This is a genomic window from Mycobacterium sp. 4D054 (assembly GCF_052245755.1).
Classification (GTDB): Bacteria; Actinomycetota; Actinomycetes; order Mycobacteriales; family Mycobacteriaceae; genus Mycobacterium.
This window is the reverse complement of record NZ_JBQQCF010000058.1, coordinates 13,441-32,177: the sequence shown is the minus strand read 5'-3', so window position 1 is coordinate 32,177 and position 18,737 is coordinate 13,441. Positions and strand designations below refer to the sequence as shown.

The 18,737-nt window shown below is 67.1% G+C and carries 17 protein-coding genes and 1 tRNA gene; 6 read left to right on the top strand and 12 right to left on the bottom strand.

The annotated features are described in order from the left end of the window. The first annotated feature begins 132 nt into the window (after window positions 1-132). Entirely contained in the window at window positions 133-705 is a 573-nt protein-coding gene (locus ACTWP6_RS26665; protein WP_443189282.1) for a hypothetical protein, read from the top strand. 204 nt (window positions 706-909) lie between these two features. On the opposite strand, the gene ACTWP6_RS26660 is transcribed toward ACTWP6_RS26665, so the two are convergent. The 3 genes from ACTWP6_RS26660 to cwsA form a co-directional block, all read right to left on the bottom strand. Continuing rightward, on the bottom strand, window positions 910-1,899 hold the full coding sequence (locus ACTWP6_RS26660) for a DUF6602 domain-containing protein (RefSeq protein ID WP_443189281.1): 990 nt from the start codon (window positions 1,897-1,899) through the stop codon (window positions 910-912). 297 nt (window positions 1,900-2,196) lie between these two features. Further along, window positions 2,197-3,561 carry an L-serine ammonia-lyase gene (locus tag ACTWP6_RS26655; protein WP_443189280.1) on the bottom strand — a complete coding sequence of 455 codons (1,365 nt, stop codon included), beginning with the start codon at window positions 3,559-3,561 and terminating at the stop codon, window positions 2,197-2,199. A 9-nt stretch (window positions 3,562-3,570) separates the two neighbouring features. Beyond that, window positions 3,571-4,005, bottom strand: a complete 435-nt coding sequence (gene cwsA, locus ACTWP6_RS26650) for a cell wall synthesis protein CwsA (RefSeq protein ID WP_443189279.1) — start codon at window positions 4,003-4,005, stop codon at window positions 3,571-3,573. A gap of 106 nt (window positions 4,006-4,111) precedes the next feature. On the opposite strand from cwsA, the gene ACTWP6_RS26645 reads away from it, so the two are divergent. Further along, window positions 4,112-4,639: a peptidylprolyl isomerase gene (locus ACTWP6_RS26645; RefSeq protein WP_260756134.1), complete on the top strand. Its 528-nt coding sequence runs from the start codon at window positions 4,112-4,114 to the stop codon at window positions 4,637-4,639. Here the strand turns inward: ACTWP6_RS26645 and ACTWP6_RS26640 are convergent. Beyond that, a complete protein-coding gene (locus ACTWP6_RS26640; RefSeq protein WP_443189278.1) occupies window positions 4,636-5,070 on the bottom strand; it encodes a PH domain-containing protein in 435 nt (144 codons plus the stop codon). The two genes, ACTWP6_RS26645 and ACTWP6_RS26640, sit on opposite strands and share 4 nt — an antisense overlap. A 156-nt stretch (window positions 5,071-5,226) precedes the next feature. After that, the gene (gene crgA, locus ACTWP6_RS26635) at window positions 5,227-5,508 is read right to left on the bottom strand and encodes a cell division protein CrgA (RefSeq protein ID WP_260756136.1); all 282 of its coding nucleotides are present in this window, start codon (window positions 5,506-5,508) and stop codon (window positions 5,227-5,229) included. A gap of 122 nt (window positions 5,509-5,630) precedes the next feature. On the opposite strand from crgA, the gene ACTWP6_RS26630 reads away from it, so the two are divergent. The 3 genes from ACTWP6_RS26630 to ACTWP6_RS26620 all read left to right on the top strand — a co-directional run bounded on the left by ACTWP6_RS26630 (window position 5,631) and on the right by ACTWP6_RS26620 (window position 8,530). Then, complete coding sequence (locus ACTWP6_RS26630; RefSeq protein WP_443189277.1) at window positions 5,631-6,392, top strand: DUF881 domain-containing protein; 762 nt, start codon at window positions 5,631-5,633, stop codon at window positions 6,390-6,392. Window positions 6,393-6,633: 241 nt separating this feature from the next. Continuing rightward, window positions 6,634-7,791, top strand: a complete 1,158-nt coding sequence (locus ACTWP6_RS26625; protein WP_443189276.1) for a PE-PPE domain-containing protein — start codon at window positions 6,634-6,636, stop codon at window positions 7,789-7,791. 34 nt (window positions 7,792-7,825) lie between these two features. Further along, window positions 7,826-8,530, top strand: coding sequence for an aminodeoxychorismate/anthranilate synthase component II (locus ACTWP6_RS26620; RefSeq protein ID WP_443189275.1), 705 nt, complete (start codon window positions 7,826-7,828; stop codon window positions 8,528-8,530). Here the strand turns inward: ACTWP6_RS26620 and pknB are convergent. From pknB to ACTWP6_RS26585, 7 genes are all read right to left on the bottom strand, one after another. Further along, window positions 8,508-10,385 (bottom strand): Stk1 family PASTA domain-containing Ser/Thr kinase, encoded by a 1,878-nt coding sequence (gene pknB, locus ACTWP6_RS26615; protein ID WP_443189274.1) that lies wholly within the window; start codon window positions 10,383-10,385, stop codon window positions 8,508-8,510. The genes ACTWP6_RS26620 and pknB overlap by 23 nt on opposite strands. Beyond that, a complete protein-coding gene (locus ACTWP6_RS26610; RefSeq protein ID WP_260756141.1) occupies window positions 10,382-11,677 on the bottom strand; it encodes a protein kinase domain-containing protein in 1,296 nt (431 codons plus the stop codon). Before ACTWP6_RS26610 ends, pknB begins: the two co-directional genes overlap by 4 nt. Window positions 11,678-11,780: 103 nt before the next feature. Beyond that, window positions 11,781-13,256: a D,D-transpeptidase PbpA gene (gene pbpA, locus ACTWP6_RS26605; RefSeq protein WP_443189273.1), complete on the bottom strand. Its 1,476-nt coding sequence runs from the start codon at window positions 13,254-13,256 to the stop codon at window positions 11,781-11,783. Next, the gene (locus ACTWP6_RS26600) at window positions 13,253-14,665 is read right to left on the bottom strand and encodes an FtsW/RodA/SpoVE family cell cycle protein (protein ID WP_443189272.1); all 1,413 of its coding nucleotides are present in this window, start codon (window positions 14,663-14,665) and stop codon (window positions 13,253-13,255) included. The genes pbpA and ACTWP6_RS26600 overlap by 4 nt, the downstream gene beginning before the upstream one ends. Then, window positions 14,662-16,203 carry a PP2C family protein-serine/threonine phosphatase gene (locus ACTWP6_RS26595; protein ID WP_443189271.1) on the bottom strand — a complete coding sequence of 514 codons (1,542 nt, stop codon included), beginning with the start codon at window positions 16,201-16,203 and terminating at the stop codon, window positions 14,662-14,664. The genes ACTWP6_RS26600 and ACTWP6_RS26595 overlap by 4 nt, the downstream gene beginning before the upstream one ends. Beyond that, window positions 16,200-16,667 (bottom strand): FHA domain-containing protein FhaB/FipA, encoded by a 468-nt coding sequence (locus ACTWP6_RS26590; protein ID WP_260756145.1) that lies wholly within the window; start codon window positions 16,665-16,667, stop codon window positions 16,200-16,202. Before ACTWP6_RS26590 ends, ACTWP6_RS26595 begins: the two co-directional genes overlap by 4 nt. A 99-nt stretch (window positions 16,668-16,766) precedes the next feature. After that, window positions 16,767-18,191, bottom strand: a complete 1,425-nt coding sequence (locus tag ACTWP6_RS26585; protein ID WP_443189270.1) for an FhaA domain-containing protein — start codon at window positions 18,189-18,191, stop codon at window positions 16,767-16,769. A gap of 248 nt (window positions 18,192-18,439) precedes the next feature. Here ACTWP6_RS26585 and ACTWP6_RS26580 point away from each other — a divergent pair. Next, a tRNA-Leu gene (locus ACTWP6_RS26580) sits at window positions 18,440-18,525 on the top strand. Window positions 18,526-18,737 lie beyond the last annotated feature (212 nt).

Genomic DNA, 18,737 nt, shown 5'->3' with positions numbered 1-18,737 from the left:
ATCAAACGAACAGATGAAGGGACCACCGACGCGACGCGCCGGTGGTCCCATAACTGGCAATCCAGGTGGTCCCATCACCCTGGCAAAATCAGCTCACACTGGTCCCATCCTCCTGGCAGACGACACCTGGGGATGGTTGTCGATGCGATGGAATCCAAGTTCCCGTTCCGCCACCACGGGCCTCTCACTGCCTTAAGAACTGTGCTGCTTACTGCAGCGCGAACGACTTGGCTATTAAATGCACCCAAACGCGCCGAGCGGCAGCTCCGGGCGATCATGTTGGAGATTCAGAATCAGATTGAGCAGCGGAAGGCAATCTCGGGATTGACGGGCGACCACATGAGCGCCGATCTTGTGGAGGGTCGCAATCAGGCGGTGGCATTGATAAACGATCACATTGCGGCCCTTCGTGTTCGCGGCGCTGCGCTCAGTCCGGATGGCGAGATTAAGCAGATGCCCGATACCGCGTCATTACTCCAGGGCCTGGTTGATGAGCATTCACTGGAAGGCCAGGGCATTAGACACCTGTGGCGTACAGGATCTGCGACTGCCCACGGATTTCACTGGGCTGCCAAGATATCGGGACAACCGGGGAATTTCGATGAGGTGTGGTTCAACACCTCGTTGTATGGCAGCATGCTCCTGATTAAGGATGCTATTGAGCTCTATGAGAAACGGGCGACCAATTGGATAGGTCGCGCGTAACGTCTGGCCCTGTGACTGAAAATGAGCATTGTCCTGAGTGCAGTACCCCACTGGAACTGGCCGAACAGCGTCGAATGACTGGCGGGTTCGATAACGACCGGGTCGACATCCATGTGAAAGTCCCAACTTGTCCGAGGTGCGGCTGGAAAGTAACCACTCTCCGGACGGATTAAGACGCGGTCGGCAGTGAGCCGAGCAGGTGCATCATCCAGATTGTGGCTCTACGACATCTGACATTGAGGCCGCGCCAGCAGCGGTGATGTAGCCACGTTTCGCCATGTACCTCAGATTCTTTTGGTTTGGAATCAAGTACGGCTGGAAGACTGAGCCGCCGCGCATGATTCTGGGCATGGACGAATGTAGCCAAGTCAACAGCCATGCCAGGGGTGCGTCCGTCGGTATGAATATCCAATCAGGGCGCTCAGCAGGTTCAATCGACCGCGGGTTACCCGCGTCATCAGGGTCTCGCGGTACGCCGACGCGTAGCCCCATGGGGTTGTCGGGCCTGACATAGAGAAACAATCCTTGGCCCAGGACGCACACCGTGTCGATTGGGGGCTGGGGTGTATCGCCTTGGTCGTGCGGGCCCTCGCTTTTTCCGTCCGGGGGTGGCACCAAACTGGAGTTCCGGAGACGTTTGAGGACGGATTCAAACTTCATTGCGCTGTCGAAGGCCAGAACGAAATACGGTGGTACCAGGCCCATCTGTTTGAGTAGGTCCGTGTGACCGGCAATCCCGACGAAATCATGGGAGTTGGCGGTCATGCGGAGTTGCTTGTGTTTGGTGCCTTTGAGAATGCAGTCATCGAGCTTCGATGGGCTAAGCGTTGCTTTCACTTCCCCAGCGGCGGACACGCCATCAACGAGATACGTCCCTGCTCGCCCCTCTGGGAAGGACAGCGGGTGTTCAGGATTGGTGATAACAACGTCGGTCTGCCTAGAGCGATCGCCATACGCGTCATAAATGTGGCCGCTGCCGACGCCATACCCGGCAGGAACAAGCGTTCGTAGCATGTCACGTACGGCATGCTCGGCCTGTTCACCAACGGAGAGGCTGTGGTCGGACTCGAGGCGGGCCCTGTCGAGTTCGAGGCGAAGAGACTGCTCGGCGTTGACGAGAATGCTTTCGAACCGCAGCCCAGTCCGTAGTCCGAAGCCGTCGCCGAGTGCCTCGTCCCGCTTCTTCTTACCCATCGCACGCCCCGCAATATGCCCGCAGTAACAGATTCACCGAGTCAACCATAGGCAGACCCTGCTTCCATCGGGTTCCAGTCCCAGACGACGCAGCCGCTGTGTGGCGAGGCATCCGGCCACACCGTGACCACAATTTGACCACAGTTACAGATAACTACTGTTAACCGCAGTTGTGCGTTCACGCACTTCAGAACGACCGGAAAGCGCTGAACTGCAGCATGATTCGCCTTTGCAAGGCAGATGTCAGGAGTTCGAATCTCCTAGGCTCCACAGACAAATCAACATCTCACGACCGGCTCAACACTCCACGACGTTGAGAGCCAGTCCCCCGCGTGAGGTCTCCTTGTACTTGTCGGCCATGTCCGCCCCGGTGTCGCGCATGGTCTTGATCGCGGTGTCGAGGCTGACATGGTGGCTGCCGTCGCCGAACATTGCCATCCGGGCCGCGGTGATCGCCTTGACCGATGCGACCGCGTTGCGCTCGATGCACGGAATCTGCACCAGTCCGCCGACCGGGTCGCACGTCAGTCCCAGGTTATGCTCGATGCCGATCTCGGCGGCGTTCTCGACCTGCGCCGGCGTGCCGCCCAGCACCGCGGCCAGACCGCCTGCCGCCATCGAGCAGGCCGAGCCGACTTCACCCTGACAGCCCACCTCGGCACCCGAGATCGAGGCGTTGGCCTTGAAGAGTTGCCCGATCGCCGCCGCGGTGAGCAGGAACTCGACCACCCCGTCCTCGTCGGCTCCCGCGACGAATCGCCAGTAATAGTGCAGGACAGCCGGAATGATGCCGGCCGCCCCGTTGGTCGGCGCCGTCACGACACGACCTCCCGCGGCGTTCTCCTCGTTGACCGCCAGCGCATACACCGTGACCCAGTCCATCGCGTACAGAGGATCGGCGGGATTGTTCTCCAGCGCCTGCGCCAGCGCCTTCGCGCGGCGGCGCACGTGCAGCCTTCCCGGCAACGTCCCGTCCGCGGCCAACCCGTTGCCGACGCACTCGCGCATCGTCGCCCAGATGCGCAGCAGGCCCGCTCGCAAGCGGGTCCCGTTTCCGAGCGCCTGTTCGTTGGCAGCCACCAGATCGGCGATACTGCAGCGGTTTTCGTCGGCCAGCGCGACGAGCTCGGCGCCGGTGTGGAACGGGTACGGCAGCGCGACGTCGTCGTCGGAGGACGCCCGGGCGGCCTGCTCCTCGTCGACCACGAATCCCCCACCGACGGAGTAGTACACCCGCCGCGCAAGCACCGAGCCGCCGCGGTCATGGGCGGTGAAGATCATGCCGTTGCTGTGAAACTGCATGGGCTGCAACGACATGACGATGTCGGCGGCGATGTCGAACGCGATCTCGCGGGTGCCTGCGATGCGCAGTCGTTGCGCATCGGTGATCTGCCGGACCCGCTCGCGCGCCTGGCCGGGGTCCACCGTCTCGGGGTCGGCGCCCTCCAGGCCGAGCACCACCGCTCCCGGGGTTCCGTGACCCGCGCCGGTGGCTCCCAGGGAGCCGTACAGCTCAACGCGCACCCTTGCGACGGTGTCCAGGAGCCCGGATGCGGCCAGCCCGTCGGCGAAGCGCCGGGCCGCCCGCATCGGGCCCACGGTGTGTGAACTCGACGGCCCGATGCCGACAGAGAACAGATCGAACACCGACACGGCGGCCATGAGCGGCGGCTACGGCTTGGGGGTGACCTCGACGCTGGGCGGCAGCGCCGAGGGCTCGGGTTGGGTGGAGCGCCGCACGATCGAGAACGCCACCGCTCCCCCGGCCAGCACCACGACCGCGACACCGGCCAACAGCAGCGGGCGCTTGCGGCGACGGGACTTGCGGGCCTTCTGCAGCGCCTGCGGCAACCCGGCGACGACTTCCTGGGCCGCGGCCACCTCGGCCGCCAAAGTCTCCTGCGCGGCGGCCAATTCGGCCTTCACCTGGTGGGCCACCTTGCTGCGGCGGTACCGGGCGCCGGCCCAGGCGGCCGAGTTCCGCACCGTGTCGACTCCGAGGCCCACGGCTCCCCTGGTGACGTCGACCGGGCCGACGGTCGAGTACTTCAGACCACGGCTGAGCCGCTGGCTCGGGGTCAGACGCACGCGGGTCGCAGAGCTCATGGCCTACCTCTTTCAGGCTGTCGGATGTCGCCTTCCAGACTGCCATCCCCGCCTACGGGACGGTGGCCGGTTGGCCGTCGGACCGGACGTGGCACACTGAGTTCTCGTGACGAGTCCCATTCAGACCGCGACCGCGACCCTGCACACCAACCGCGGCGATATCAAGATCGCCCTGTTCGGAAACCACGCTCCGAAGACCGTGTCCAATTTCGTCGGACTCTCCCAGGGCACCAAGGAGTACAGCACGGAGAACGCGTCCGGCGGCTCGTCGGGACCGTTCTACGACGGCGCGGTGTTCCACCGCGTCATCGACGGTTTCATGATCCAGGGCGGCGACCCGACCGGGACGGGCCGCGGCGGGCCGGGATACCAGTTCGCCGACGAGTTCCACCCGGAACTGCAGTTCGACAAGCCCTATCTGCTGGCGATGGCCAACGCCGGGCCGGGCACCAACGGTTCGCAGTTCTTCATCACGGTGACGGAGACCCCGCACCTGAACCGGCGCCACACCATCTTCGGCGAGGTCGTCGATCCGGAGTCGCGCAAGGTCGTCGACGCGATCGCCACCACGGCGACCGACCGCAGCGACCGCCCCACCGACCCGGTCGTGATCGAGTCGGTGACGATCTCCTAGACGTCGCCTGAACCGGCGCCGGGCGCATACCCGGCGGCGGTCAGCGCGTCGAGTACGTGCAGCGGGTCGGTGCCGAGATCCCACCGACTCAGCACGAGCAGCCGTCCGTCGGTGGTGTCCAGCTCGAGCAGCCGCATCTTGCGGCCGATACGCCGGAACTCGGTGATGCGGACGCGGGTGAGATCTTCCTGCGTCAGTTCTCGAGAGCCGAACCAGCCGCGGTAGATCAGAGCCCGATCGGTGATTGCCAGTTTCGGGCGTGCGCGCCACGACATGATTGCAAACACCACCAACCCGGCGGCGGCAACGCCGATCAGGAGTCGGCCCGGAGGGTCTGTGACCAGGGTCACAGCGGCGATCGCCATGAGAATCCCCAACAGACCGGCCGCCGCGATGCCTCCCGGCGAAGGACCCCACTGTGTTTGCTGCATGCGCTTCTCACACCCTCCTACCGCGCCGAACGCGGTTATCCACAAGTGCTATCCCCAATGGGGATGAATAACATCCGTGTGATCCGGTGACGCGCGGATGGCGTGCGGGAGAACGGCGGGCTTCCACAATGGATTCAATCCAGACGCGCCGAACGGTCACCGCCAGCGCATCGTGAGCAAAAGCCCGGTGATCATGAAGGCAAACGCAATGGCGTAGTTCCAGACGTTCAGGTCGGACATCCATTGCAGAAAGCTCGGCACATCCGGACCCGAGCCCGCCAGCTGGAACACGATCAACCACACCAGCCCTATCAGCATCAGGCTCACGAACAGCACCACGAACCAGGTGCTGGACGGCCCCGCCTTGACCTTGACCGGAGTCCGGCTCACCGGGTTGATGGTGAAGTCGTTCTTCTTACGGACCTTGGACTTGGGCATGCGTACCTTCGGACGATCGGCGCCGCGGCTGTCACCGGTGCCACGAACGACCGGTCAGTGCGACGATGTGTAGGGAAAGCCTAACGCAGGCTCGCAGGCCACCTCGGAAAGAGACGACACCGATGGACCACCGCCACGCTTCCGGGAGGAAGCGATCAGTGTGGCGCTACGGCGTCCCCGCCGTCTGTGCGGCCGCCGGACTGCTGCTCGGCGTGACCCACGGGGTCTCCGGCGGCGACGAGATCCGCCGCAGCGACGCCCCCCGCCTCGTGGATCTGGTTCGGGAAGCCCAGCAGTCGGTGGACCGGCGCACCGCCGACCGGGATGCGCTCGCCTCACAGATCGACAACCACCACGGCGGCTCGCCGAGCGCCGATGCGGCGCTGGCGGCGATGGTCGAGCGTGCCGATGCGCTGGCCCCCCAGTCGGCGCTGACGCCGCTGCGTGGTCCGGGACTGGTGGTCACGCTCAACGACGCGCAGCGCGACGCTCAGGGGCGTTTCCCGCGGGATGCGTCGCCGGACGACCTGGTGGTGCACCAGCAGGACATTCTCGGCGTGCTCAACGCACTGTGGAGCGCCGGAGCCGAAGGCATCCAGGTTCAGGATCAGCGCATCATCGGGACCTCGGCCCCACGGTGCGTGGGCAACACCCTGCTGCTCAACGGGCGCACCTACAGTCCGCCGTACGTCATCTCGGCGATCGGGGACGCCACGGCGATGCAGACCGCGCTTGCGGAGTCGCCGCTGGTCACCCTCTACAAGCGCTATGCGGTCCGGTTCGGGCTCGGATACACCGAGGAAGTCCGCGAGGTTGAGCTGGTCGGCCACCAGGAGTCGGTTCGCCTGCGATATGCGCTACCACTCGGCCCGCTCGGATACTGACCAGCTATAAATTCCAGATACGTAAATTTAGGCGCACTCGGCAAATCCGTGCTGTATCTTTCCTGATCAACGACAAGCTGTGATCTGGGATAAGAAAGCTTATTCTCAGGCGCAGCAACCACGGAAGCCGCAGCTGCGCCTGCCTGAAGACACCACATCCGTCACCGGCGCTGGGGGCAGTAGCTAATTGCACGCGCCGGATCGGGGGATCATGGGGAAGCACAGCGCGCCGAGAAATCGCATGGCACGAGGCAAACTGATCGCAGCGTTGGCGGCGCCGGCAGCGGTGTGCCTGTCCTGGACTCCGACCGGATCCGCGGCCACAGTGCTCGGGGTCGAAGGCACCGGACAGCCGAAGGGCACCACCCAGACCGCGTTCAACGGCGCGTTCTGCGAGCGGAACACCTGCACGTCGATCAACAACAACCGCACCCCGTTCGACGTCGCGCTGGGCTCCATCCAACTTCAGAACGCGGTTGCCGCCACGCAGGGCGACATCATCGTGATGGCGTACTCGCTCGGCGCGGCGTCGACCTACCACCGGCTGCGCGAGTGGGCCGAGAACCCGTTCACGGCGCCCGACCCGGCTCGCGTCACGATCGTCACGTTCGGTAATCCGGAGAACAGGTTCGGTGGCGACGACCGGAACCTGTTCTGGACCGGCCTTCCCAACGTGCAGCCCTACGCGCACCTCGAGGTGGCGATGCAATACGACAGCGTTGCCGACCGGCCTACGCGGTGGAGCTGGTTGTCATCGGTCAACGCGACCTTCGCCCGGCACCTGTCCTACTTCGACGATGTGGACATCAACGATCCCGACAACCTCGTCTACCGCGACGGCAACACCACGTACATGCTGATCAAGGCGGACGTGCTGCCGATGTTGAGGTGGCTGGACTGGTTCGTCGACGACGACACGATAGACCAGCTCGACGGTTTCCTGCGCCCGCTGATCGAGCGCGATTACGAGCGCCCGGCGTTCATCGAACAGGGCGAGGGCGCGGACTGGGGTACCGGAACCCCGCCGCCCAGCCTGGGCGGTCCCGGTGTCCGCAGCAGACCCGACGGTGCTGAGGAGCCCGAATCAGCCCGCGGCGGCTCCAAGAATTCCGACGGAGACTCCGTGGCTCCGGAGGACTCGGCGGACCCCGTGCCGGAGGAACTCAACGTCGACGAGGTGCTGGTCGAGGCCGACATCGACCCCGTCACCGTGCTCGTCGACGACGACGTCGAGTCCGCCGGCGGCCCGGCCGGCGACATCGAGGCCGAGCTTGAGTCCGCTGACCCCGAACCCGGCCTCAAAGCCGAGCCCGAGCCCGAGCCTCCTACCGACACGTCCGAGGACGACGACGGTGACACGGGCGACGGCGGCCGTGAGAGTGCCGCCGGCGCTGCCTGAGCGTCGGCGACGGCACTGTCGGTAGCCTGTGCCAATGCAGGTCTTGGTGGTCGACAACTACGACAGCTTCGTGTTCAACCTGGTCCAGTACTTGGGCCAACTCGGGGTGCACGCGCAGGTGTGGCGTAACGACGACGACCGCCTCAGCTCCGACGCCGACATCCGTCGGGCGGCCGGCGAATTCGACGGGGTGCTGCTCAGCCCCGGACCGGGTACGCCGGAGCGCGCCGGTGCCTCGATCGCGCTGGTGCATGCGTGCGCTGCCACCGGCACTCCGCTGCTGGGCGTGTGCCTCGGGCATCAGGCGATCGGGGTGGCATTCGGCGGCACCGTCGACCGGGCGCCCGAACTTCTGCACGGCAAGACCAGCACGGTGCACCACACGGATCAGGGTGTGCTGCGGGGGCTGCCGGACCCGTTCACCGCGACGCGCTACCACTCGCTGACGATCCTGCCCGAGACCATGCCGGCCGAGCTGGAGGTCACCGCCAGGACCGTCGGGGTGCAGCGGAGCGACGGGGGCGATGACGGCGGCGTCATCATGGGCGTCCGACACCGGGAGCTGCCCATCCACGGGGTGCAGTTCCACCCGGAGTCGATCCTGACCCAGGGCGGTCACCGCATGCTGGCCAACTGGCTGGGCTACTGCGGACAAGCCCCGGCGGAGTCGCTCGTGCGCGCCCTCGAGGATGAGGTCGCCGACGCCGTGGCGGCCGCTACGACGCGAAGTTCAGCGTAATCCGGCCGCCGAAGTTCACCCCGGTGCCCGGGGGCGGGCTCTGGGACACCACCGCGTTGGTGCGCTGACCGCTGTTGGGCACGTCGGCGCCCTTGTCGAGCACCCCGGTCCATCCCAGTGCGCGCAGCCGCGGTTCGGCGTCGGTCCAGAATTGGCCGGTGAGGTCCGGCATCACGAACTGGTTACCGCGCGAGACCTGGATCTGGATCACCGAATCCTGCGGGACGGTCTGACCGGCGCCCGGCTCGAGCCCGACCACCTGACCCGCCGATACCGTGCTGTCCACCTCGACCGGGACCGCTTTGGTGAACCCGGAGGCCGACAGCACCTGCTGACAGGTCTGGACAGTCTGGCCGACGCACTCGGGGATCAGCGCCGTGGCCGGGCCCTTGCCCACCACGATGGTGATCTCATTGGTGATCGCCGAGGTCTGATTGGCCGGCGGCACCGTGGACAGCACCCGGTCCTTCTGCTCGGGCAGCGACGTCGACGTCGTCTGCCGGAACCGTTCGAACCCGGCATCGGTGAGCCGGCGCACCGCCTCGCTGTAGCTGAGGCCGGACACGTCGGGCACCTCGCGCTGTTCCGGACCGGTCGACACGTTCAGCGTGATCTCCTCGCCGGCGTCCACCTCGGTGTTCGCGTCGGGCTCGGTGTTGATCACATGGTCCGGCGGTACCTCCGAATCAGGCTTCTGCTGGGTCCGGATCGAGAAGCCGCGGTTCTGCAGCGTCGCGATGGCATCGGCAGAGGCCTGACCGCTTACGTCCGGGACCTGGACGGCCCGGGTCTCACCGCCGAAGGTGTTGATGCCGATGGTCACCAGGACCGTCAGCACCGCGAGTACCGCCACCGCGATCAGCCAGCGGCCCAGGGATCCGCGGCGTGCGCCGTCGTCGTACTGCGCCGGAAGGTCGGGCCCGGGATCGGCCGGTTCGGCGCGGTGACGGGCGGGGCCCGCGGCCAGCAATGACGTCCGCTCGGCGTCGGTGAACACCTTCGGTGCGTCCGGTGTCTCGCCGCTGTGCACCCGCACCAGATCGGAGCGCATCTCCGCGGCCGTCTGATACCGGTTGTCGGGATTCTTGGCCAGCGCCTTGAGCACCACCGCGTCCAGTTCGGGGGAGATGCCGCTGTGCCGCTGCGACGGCGGCACCGGGTCCTCCCGGACGTGCTGATAGGCCACCGCGACCGGCGAATCCCCGACGAACGGCGGTTCGCCGGTGAGGACTTCGTACAACACGCAGCCCAGTGAGTACACATCCGAGCGGGCGTCGACCTTGACGCCGCGGGCCTGTTCGGGCGACAGGTACTGCGCGGTGCCGATCACCGCCGCGGTCTGGGTGACCGGGTTACCGGCGTCGGCCAACGCCCGGGCGATGCCGAAGTCCATCACCTTCACCGCGCCGGTCTTGCTGATCATGATGTTCGCGGGTTTGACATCGCGGTGGATGATGCCGTGCTGGTGGCTGAAGTTCAGCGCCTGGCAGGCGTCAGCGATCACCTCGATGGCTCGCTGAGGCGGCATCGGTCCGTCGCTGTGCACGATGTCGCGCAGCGTCACCCCGTCGACGTACTCCATGACGATGTAGGGCAGCGGACCGGTCGGGGTTTCGGCCTCACCGGTGTCATAGACCGCGACGATGGCGGGGTGGTTCAGCGCGGCGGCGTTCTGCGCCTCGCGCCGGAACCGCAGATAGAAGCTGGGATCGCGGGCCAGGTCGGCGCGCAACACCTTGATGGCGACGTCACGGTGTAGGCGCAGGTCACGGGCGAGGTGGACCTCGGACATACCGCCGAAGCCCAGGATCTCGCCGACTTCATAGCGGTCGGACAGGTGCTTGGGGGTCGTCATCGCAACTTCTGTTCTGGAACGTGCAGGGTCACCTGATGGGGCGGGCTGTCAACAGCCCGGGATACCCACAATCGATCCGGTTCATGATCGCCCAGCGTGGCAGGCGCGGCGCCCGGCGTCTCTGGCGGCGTCTCGGTCTGGCTGGACGGGGTCTCGGTGATGGTCGTCGGCGGTGGCCGGTCCTTGCGGTCCTGGGCGTTGAGGACGATCAGGATCGCGATGACGATCGCCAGCGTGCCGAGCACACCCGCCGCCCACAGCAGCGCCCGCTGCCCGGACGAGAAGGTGCTGCGGGCCGGCGGAGCCGAGCGGTGGTGGCTGCCGGTGGTGCGGGCGCGCGACGTCGGGGCCGGGGCACGGCCGGTGGTGTCGGCGACGGGGCGCGGCGCGATCGCCGGTGGCACCGCGGTGGGCGCGGCGCGCCCGATCGACGGTGCGGCGTTGGGCCGGGGAGGCCGTCGACCCGCGCGCACGGCCGCGACGGCGTCGGCGAACGGACCGCCCGACTTGTAGCGCATGCCGGGGTTCTTGACCAGTGTGATCTCGATGAGCTCGCGCACGTTGGGCGGCAGATCGGCCGGCAGCGGGGGAGGGGTCTCCTTGATGTGCTTCATCGCGACGGTCAGCGCACCGTCACCGGTGAACGGCCGCTTACCCGAAACCGCTTCGTAGCCAACGACTCCCAGCGAGTACACGTCACTGGCCGCGGTGGCGTCGTGGCCGAGGGCCTGCTCGGGCGCGATGTACTGGGCGGTGCCCATGACCATGCCGGTCTGGGTGACCGGCGCCGCGTCGACGGCCTTCGCGATGCCGAAGTCGGTGAGCTTGACCTGCCCGGTAGGCGTGATCAGGATGTTGCCCGGCTTGACGTCGCGGTGCACCAGACCGGCGGAGTGGGCGACCTGCAGCGCTCGCCCGGTCTGCTCCAGCATGTCCAGTGCGTGACGCAGTGACAGCCGGCCGGTGCGCTTGATCACCGAGTTCAACGGCTCCCCGTTGACCAGTTCCATGACCAGGTAGGCGGTGCGGCCCTCGCCGTCGATGTCGGTTTCGCCGTAGTCGTACACCCCGGCGATGCCGGGATGGTTGAGCATCGCGACGGTGCGCGCCTCGGCGCGGAACCGTTCGACGAACTCGGCGTCCGTCGAGTACTCCGCCTTGAGGACCTTGATCGCGACACGGCGGCCCAGACGTGAGTCCACGCCCTCCCAGACCTGACCCATGCCGCCGGTGGCGATGAGCCGCTGCAGCCGGTACCGGCCGGATAGCGTGACGCCGACTCTTGGGCTCATTTCTCGCCTCCGGCGAGGTGGCTCATTGGCTCGCCTCCGGCGAGGTGACTCATTGGCCCGCCTCCGGCGAGGTGGCTCATTGGCCCGCCTCCGGCAAGGTGCCTCATGAGGCCTCCCTCAGCGCCGCGGCGATCGTCGCCCGGCCGATCGGGGCGGCAAGTGCGCCGCCCGTCGCGGACAGGCGGTTACCGCCGTTCTCGACAAGCACCGCGACCGCGACTTTGGGTGCCTGAGCAGGCGCGAAAGCGATGTACCAGGCATGCGGCGGCGTATTGCGCGGATCCGTGCCGTGCTCCGCGGTGCCGGTCTTGGATGCGATCTGCACGCCGGCGATGGCTCCCTTCTGCTGAGTCACCTGCTCGGCGGCGACCATCAAGTCCGTAAGTGTATCCGCGACCTGCTCGGTGACGGCCCGCCGCTCTTGGGTGGGGGCGGTGGTGGCGATGTTCGCCAGGTCCGGACCTCGCAGGCTTTCCACCAGGTAGGGACGCATCGTCACCCCTTTGTTCGCGACGGTCGCGGCGATCATCGCGTTCTGCAACGGCGTCAGTGCGACGTCGCGCTGCCCGATGCTGGACATCCCGAGCGCCGCGTCGTCGTCGATGGGGCCGACGGTGGATTCGGCCACCTGCAACGGGATCGCCGGCGCATCTTCGCCGACGCCGAATGCGCTGGCGGTGTTGCGTAACTGGTCGGCGCCGGTGTCGATGCCGAGCTGGACGAACGCGGTGTTGCAGGAGTTGGCGAACGCGTTCCGCAGCGAGGTGGTCGGGCCCGCGCCGCAAGGTGTGCCGCCGAAATTCTCCAGCGTCGCCGTGCTGTCCGGCAGCGGGATCTGCGGGGCCGCGGTCAGCTGTGTGTCCGGAGTGGCGCCGGCCTGCAGTGCCGCCGCGGTGGTGATCACCTTGAACGTCGACCCAGGCGGGTAGGTCTCGGCGATGGCGCGGTTGAGCAGCGGTGACTGCGGGTCGTCACGCAGCTGCTGCCACGCCTCGGCCTGTTTGGCGACGTCGTGGGTGGCCAGCAGGTTCGGGTCATACGACGGCGCCGAGACCAGTGCCAGGATCTTGCCGGTCGACGGCTCCAACGCCACCACCGAGCCGGTGCACGGTCCGTCGCAGCCCTTCTCCATCGCGTCCCAGGCGGCCTGCTGCACCTGCGGGTTGATGGTGGTGGACACATTGCCGCCGCGGGGGTCGCGGCCGGTGAAGAAGTCGGCCAGACGACGCCCGAACAGCCGCTCGTCGGAACCGTTGAGCACGCTGTCCTCGGCGCGTTCCAGCCCGGTGCTGGAGTAGCTCAGCGAGTAGAAACCGGTGACAGGGGCGTAGGTCATCGGGTTGGGGTACACGCGCAGGAACCGGAACCGGCCTTCGGTCGACACCGAGTAGGCGAGCAGCTGCCCGCCCGCGGTGATCTGGCCGCGCTGGCGGGAGTACTCGTCGAGCAACACCCGCTGGTTGCGCGGATCGGCGCGCAGACCGTCAGCGGTGAACACCTGGGTCAAGGTGGCGTTGGCGAGCAGCAGCACGACCAAACCCATGATCATGACGGAGATGCGGCGCAGCGAGGTGTTCATACCTTCTGGATCACCTCGGTGCTGGCTGCCGCGATGTTGCCGGGCGGCAGCGGCCTGGCGCCGAGCGGTCGCCGGGCGGTGTGCGAGATGCAGACCAGGATCGCCAGCAGCAGATAGTTGGCCACCAGCGACGAGCCGCCGTAGGACATCCACGGTGTGGTCAGGCCGGTCAGCGGGATCAGCTTGGTGACGCCGCCGACGACGATGAACAGCTGGATCGCCAGAGTGGCGGCCAGGCCGGCGGCGAGCAGCTTGCCGAAGCTGTCACGCACCGCGATCGCGGTGCGCAGCCCGCGGACGATCACGATGGTGTAGAGCATCAGCACAGCTGAAAGGCCGACCAGCCCAAGCTCTTCGCCGATTGCGGCGATGATGAAGTCGGTGGACGCGGCCGGTACCGTCCCCGGCTGGCCGTTACCCAGCCCGGTGCCGAAGATGCCGCCGGTGGCGAAGCTGAACAGCGACTGCACCATCTGGTAGCCGGCGCCGTCGGGGTCGGCGAACGGGTCGCGCCAGGTCTGCACCCGCACCCGGACGTGGTCGAAAGCGTAGTAGGCGACCACACTTCCGGCGGCGAACAGCGCCAACCCGAGCACCACCCAGCTGAACCGCTCGGTCGCGATGTAGACCATCACCAGGAACGACGCGTACAGCAGCAGCGAGGTCCCGAGGTCCTTCTCGAAGATCATCACGCCGATCGAGGCGATCCACGCCGCCAGCAGCGGGGCCAGGTCGCGGGGCCGCGGCAGATCCATGCCCAGGACATGCTTTCCGGCACTGGTGAACAGGTCGCGCTTGGACACCAGCACTGAGGCGAAGAAGATCAGCAGCAGGATCTTGGAGAACTCGGCGGGCTGAATCGAGAAGCCCTCGAACTGAATCCAGATCTTGGCGCCATTCTGCTCGGACATCGAGCGGGGGAGCACCGCCGGAATGGCCAGCAGCACAAGGCCGGTCAGCCCGCATACGTAGCCGTACCGGGACAGCATGCGGTGATCGCGCAGGAAGATCACGACAGCGGAGAAGCCGAGCACCCCGGCCAGCGTCCATAGCATCTGCTGGTTGGCGGTGCCGCCCAGACCCTGGGCGGTGGTTTCGCCCTCGGCGAGGTCGAGCCGGTGAATCATGACCAGCCCCAAGCCGTTCAGCAGTGCGACCACCGGAAGCAGCAGCGGATCGGCGTACGGGGCGAAGCGGCGCACGGCCAGGTGAGCGCCGGTGAACAGCGCCAGATAGGCCACCGTGTACTGAGCCAGGTCCCAGCGCAGCCCCTGCTCCTGGTTCGCCTCGACGAGCAGCAGCGCGATCGTGGTGATCAGCGCGGCGAACGCGAGCAGGAACAGCTCGGCGTTGCGGCGGTTCGGCAGCGGAGGCGTCACCGCGACGGCGGGCTGCGGCTGGGTCGTCATGAGATTTCCCGGCAGTTCGTTCCCGGTTCAGGCGGTGGCGGCGGCAGTGCGGTCACCGTCGGCAACGGGGCCGAGGGTGACGGCGACGGCGGCGCGGGAGACGGCGTCGCCGGCGCCGGAGCGGAACCGGTGACCGTGCGCGGTGTTTCGGGTGCCGGGCTGGTGCGGGGTGCGGGGCTGGTGGTCTGCGGCGCGCCGGAGGTCGGCGACGGGCCCGAGGTCGGGGCGGGTCGCGGCGACGGGGCCGGCGGCCGGGTGGTCGGCGCCGGGGGAGCGCACACCGGCAACACGGAACTGCGGGACAGCTCCTCGATCTGGCGGATGGCTTCGTCGAGCGATCCCGACGGCAGTCCGGCGATCACCTGCGCGCGTTCGGAGGGCCGCATGTCGTCGACGCCGAGCAGTCGGCAGTCCAGGTTGTCGCGGGATTGGTCGGCGCTGATGAGGGAAAGTTCGTTGCGGGCGTTCAGGCATCCCAGGAGGTAGGGCTCCTGGAGGGAGTAGCCGAGAAAGGAGCCCTGAACACCCCGCATGATGGAGACGGTGCCCGCGTTCTCGCTGACGTAGTAGTTGTTGCGCACGATCTCGCGTGCGACGGCGAGGCCGGCCAGGACCACGAGAATCAGCACCGCCGCGGCGATGAACATGCGGCGCCTGGAGCGGGGACGCGGCGGCGGTTCTTCCGGCTGCGGCACAACGCGTTTGGCTTCATTGCGCTTCGGATTGAACGCCGACGCGCGGCCCGCGGCGGTGTTCGGAGGCGCGCTCTGGTCGTCGTCGCCGGACACCGCGCCCGCCAGGATGGGCTGGGTCTGGCCGTAGTCATAGTCGACGACGTCGGCGACCACCACGGTCACGTTGTCGGGTCCGCCGCCGCGCAGCGCCAATTCGATGAGGCGATCCGCACTTTCGGCGACGTCCTCGATCTGCAGAGCCTCGGCGATGGTGTCGTGGCTGACCGGATCCGACAGGCCGTCCGAGCACAGCAGGTACCGGTCGCCGGCGCGCGCCTCGCGCATGATCAGCGTCGGCTCGACCTCGTGGCCCGTCAGCGCCCGCATGATCAGGGACCGCTGCGGGTGGCTGTGCGCCTCCTCGGCGGTGATCCGGCCCTCGTCCACCAGGGTCTGGACGAAGGTGTCGTCCTTGGTGATCTGGGTCAGCTCACCGTCGCGCAGTAGGTATCCCCGCGAGTCGCCGATGTGCACAAGACCAAGCCGGTTGCCCGCGAAGAGGATTGCGGTGAGCGTGGTGCCCATGCCCTCGAGTTCGGGATCGGCCTCGACGTGCGCGGCGATCGCCGAGTTGCCTTCGCGCACCGCGGCATCGAGCTTGCTGAGCAGATCGCCGCCGGGTTCGTCGTCGTCAAGGTGAGCGAGCGCGGCGATCACCAGTTGGGAGGCCACCTCGCCGGCGGCGTGGCCGCCCATGCCGTCGGCCAGCGCGAGCAGGCGCGCACCGGCGTAGACCGAGTCTTCGTTGTTGGCGCGCACCAACCCCCGGTCGCTGCGGGCCGCGTATCGAAGGACGAGCGTCACGGGCGCAGCTCGATCACCGTCTTGCCGATTCGCACCGGTGTGCCCATCGGAACTCGTACCGCTGTCGTCACCTTCGCCCTGTCGAGGTATGTACCGTTTGTTGATCCTAGGTCCTCTACATACCATTCCGGACCGCGTGGCGAGAGCCTGGCGTGGCGGGTCGAGGCGTAATCGTCGGTGAGCACGAGCGTCGAGTCATCGGCGCGACCGATCAGCACCGGCTGCGTGCCCAGCGGAATGCGGGTGCCGGCCAGCGCTCCCTCGGTCACCACCAGCTGCCGGGGCACATGCCTGCGGGTGCGGTTGGGCAGCAGCGAACCCCGCAGCGGAAGCCCGCGCCGTACCATCACCGCACCGGTGGGGGCGTAGATGTCGGTACGCAGGATGCGCAGCACCGACCAGATGAACAGCCACAGCAGTAGAAGGAAGCCGACACGGGTCAGCTGCAGTACCAGGCCCTGCATCTGACGTCCTCTCCGTCTCCGCCCTATCGGCACCGCCACCATACGTGGGCGTCGATCGGCGTGAGCACCACGCGACCGCGTCCCCCGAGCGGCTTGACCTCAGTGGACGCGGACGATGATCTCGGAGTGGCCGAGCCGGATGACGTCGCCGTCGGCCAGCTGCCACTCCTGGACCGGTGCGTTGTTCACCGTGGTGCCGTTGGTGGAGTTGAGGTCCGACAATAGCGCGACCTGACCGTCCCAGCGGATCTCCAGGTGACGACGCGACACGCCCGTGTCGGGCAGCCGGAACTGGGCGTCCTGGCCACGACCGATCACATTGGCGCCTTCACGCAGCTGGTAGGTGCGCCCGCTGCCGTCGTCGAGCTGCAGCGTGACGGTCGCACCGGCGGCCGGGTAGTCGCCCTGGGCGCCGTATCCGCCGTAGCCGCCGGCCTGCCCGTAACCCTGGTCGCCGTAGCCGGCGGGCTCACCGTAGCCCTGGTCGGCGTAACCGGCCGGGGCCTCGCCGTAGCGACCGTAATCGGGCTGCCCGTAATCCTGGCCGCCATAGGACTGCTGACCGCCGCCGTAACCGCCCTGATCGGGGTAGCCACCCTGATCGGGGTAGGACGGCCGGCTCTGCGGGCCGTACCCGCCGTCATCGGGGCGACGGCCGTAGTTGTAGTCACCCGACGGCGGCGGTCCGTAGCCGGGCTGGCCACCGGGGGGCGGGCCGTATCCGGGAGGTGCCTGCCGGTAGCCCTGATCCGGGTAGCCCGGGGGCGGGCCGTAACCGGACGGCGGACGCTGCTCATAGGACTGCGGAGGGTAGCCGCCCTGCTCCGCGTAGCCACCTTGATCCGGGTACCCACCGTGCTCGGGGTAGCCACCGTGCTCGGGGTAGCCGCCGCGGGGCGGGTAGCCCTGATCCTGGGCCGGGTAGCCGCCCTGCTCCGGGTAGCCGGGGGCCTGGTCGCCCTGGGCGTGGCCGCCGCGCTGCTCGTCCGGACGGTTGTAGCGGTCGTCTTCGGGACGGTTGTAGTAGTCGTCCGCGGGCCGACCCGGTCCTTGGCCGCCGCGGTAAGTCGGGTTGTCGGTCATCGGTGGTACTCCTGGTTCTGCCTGGGACGTGACGTCTCGTGGGGGTGGAGCGGGTTCGACTGTGGTCGCGTCTGGATTGACCGCGGCACGCGCGCGAAACTGTCCGGTGTGCAGGTTGGGTGACTGCTCGAATCTGACGACCACATCACCATACGTTTGCCATCCCTGCTCATGGATGTATCCCTCCAAGTGCTTGGCGAACGTGGTCGCGGTGATGTCCGGATCGGCACTCACCTCTCGGTAGTCAGGCACACTGAGGGTAATGACGTAATCGTTCGGGGCCAAAATGCGTCCACCATGCAGTTCGCGGGCGCCGGCGTCGGCCTCCCGGCGCAGCAGCGACTCCACTTCCTGCGGAACGATCGATCCGCCGAAGACCCGGGCAAAGGCATCACCGACCTTGTCCTCGAGCTTGCGCTCGAAGCGGCCGACCAACCCCATCTCCCCGCTCGCCTCCCTTGCCGTGATGCGCTGGTATTACCCGCGCAGTGACGCCGCCAGCGTGTCGGCTGGTGGCGATGCCTGCATGCATGGTAAGCGCCATCTGGGGCGATGCGTGACCAACAGAACTGTAAGAATCGCATCGGCGCAGGTCACAGTTTCGCTACGGCCCGTTTTGGAGTTCACGGGGGTGGCCCAGTACGGTTGGTAGGCCGGGACGCCTGCGTGATAGGCTCCCTCGGTCATTCGGGCGAGTGGCGGAATGGCAGACGCGCTGGCTTCAGGTGCCAGTGTCCTTCGGGACGTGGGGGTTCAAGTCCCCCTTCGCCCACCACGAGGAGTTCTACGAACTCTAGGCGCTAAGGTCACGAACCAGAAATGGTTCGTGACCTTTGTGTTTTGTGGGTAACTCCGCAGTGAACCTCCCGGCGGCAGGTCCGCGGGATACCGAGTGTTAAGTCCCCATCTTGATGGTCGCTTGACGCGGGGTCGCCCCGATCCGTGAGTCGATCCTCAGCGTTGTGCGCCACTTGTCGGCGGGGTCCT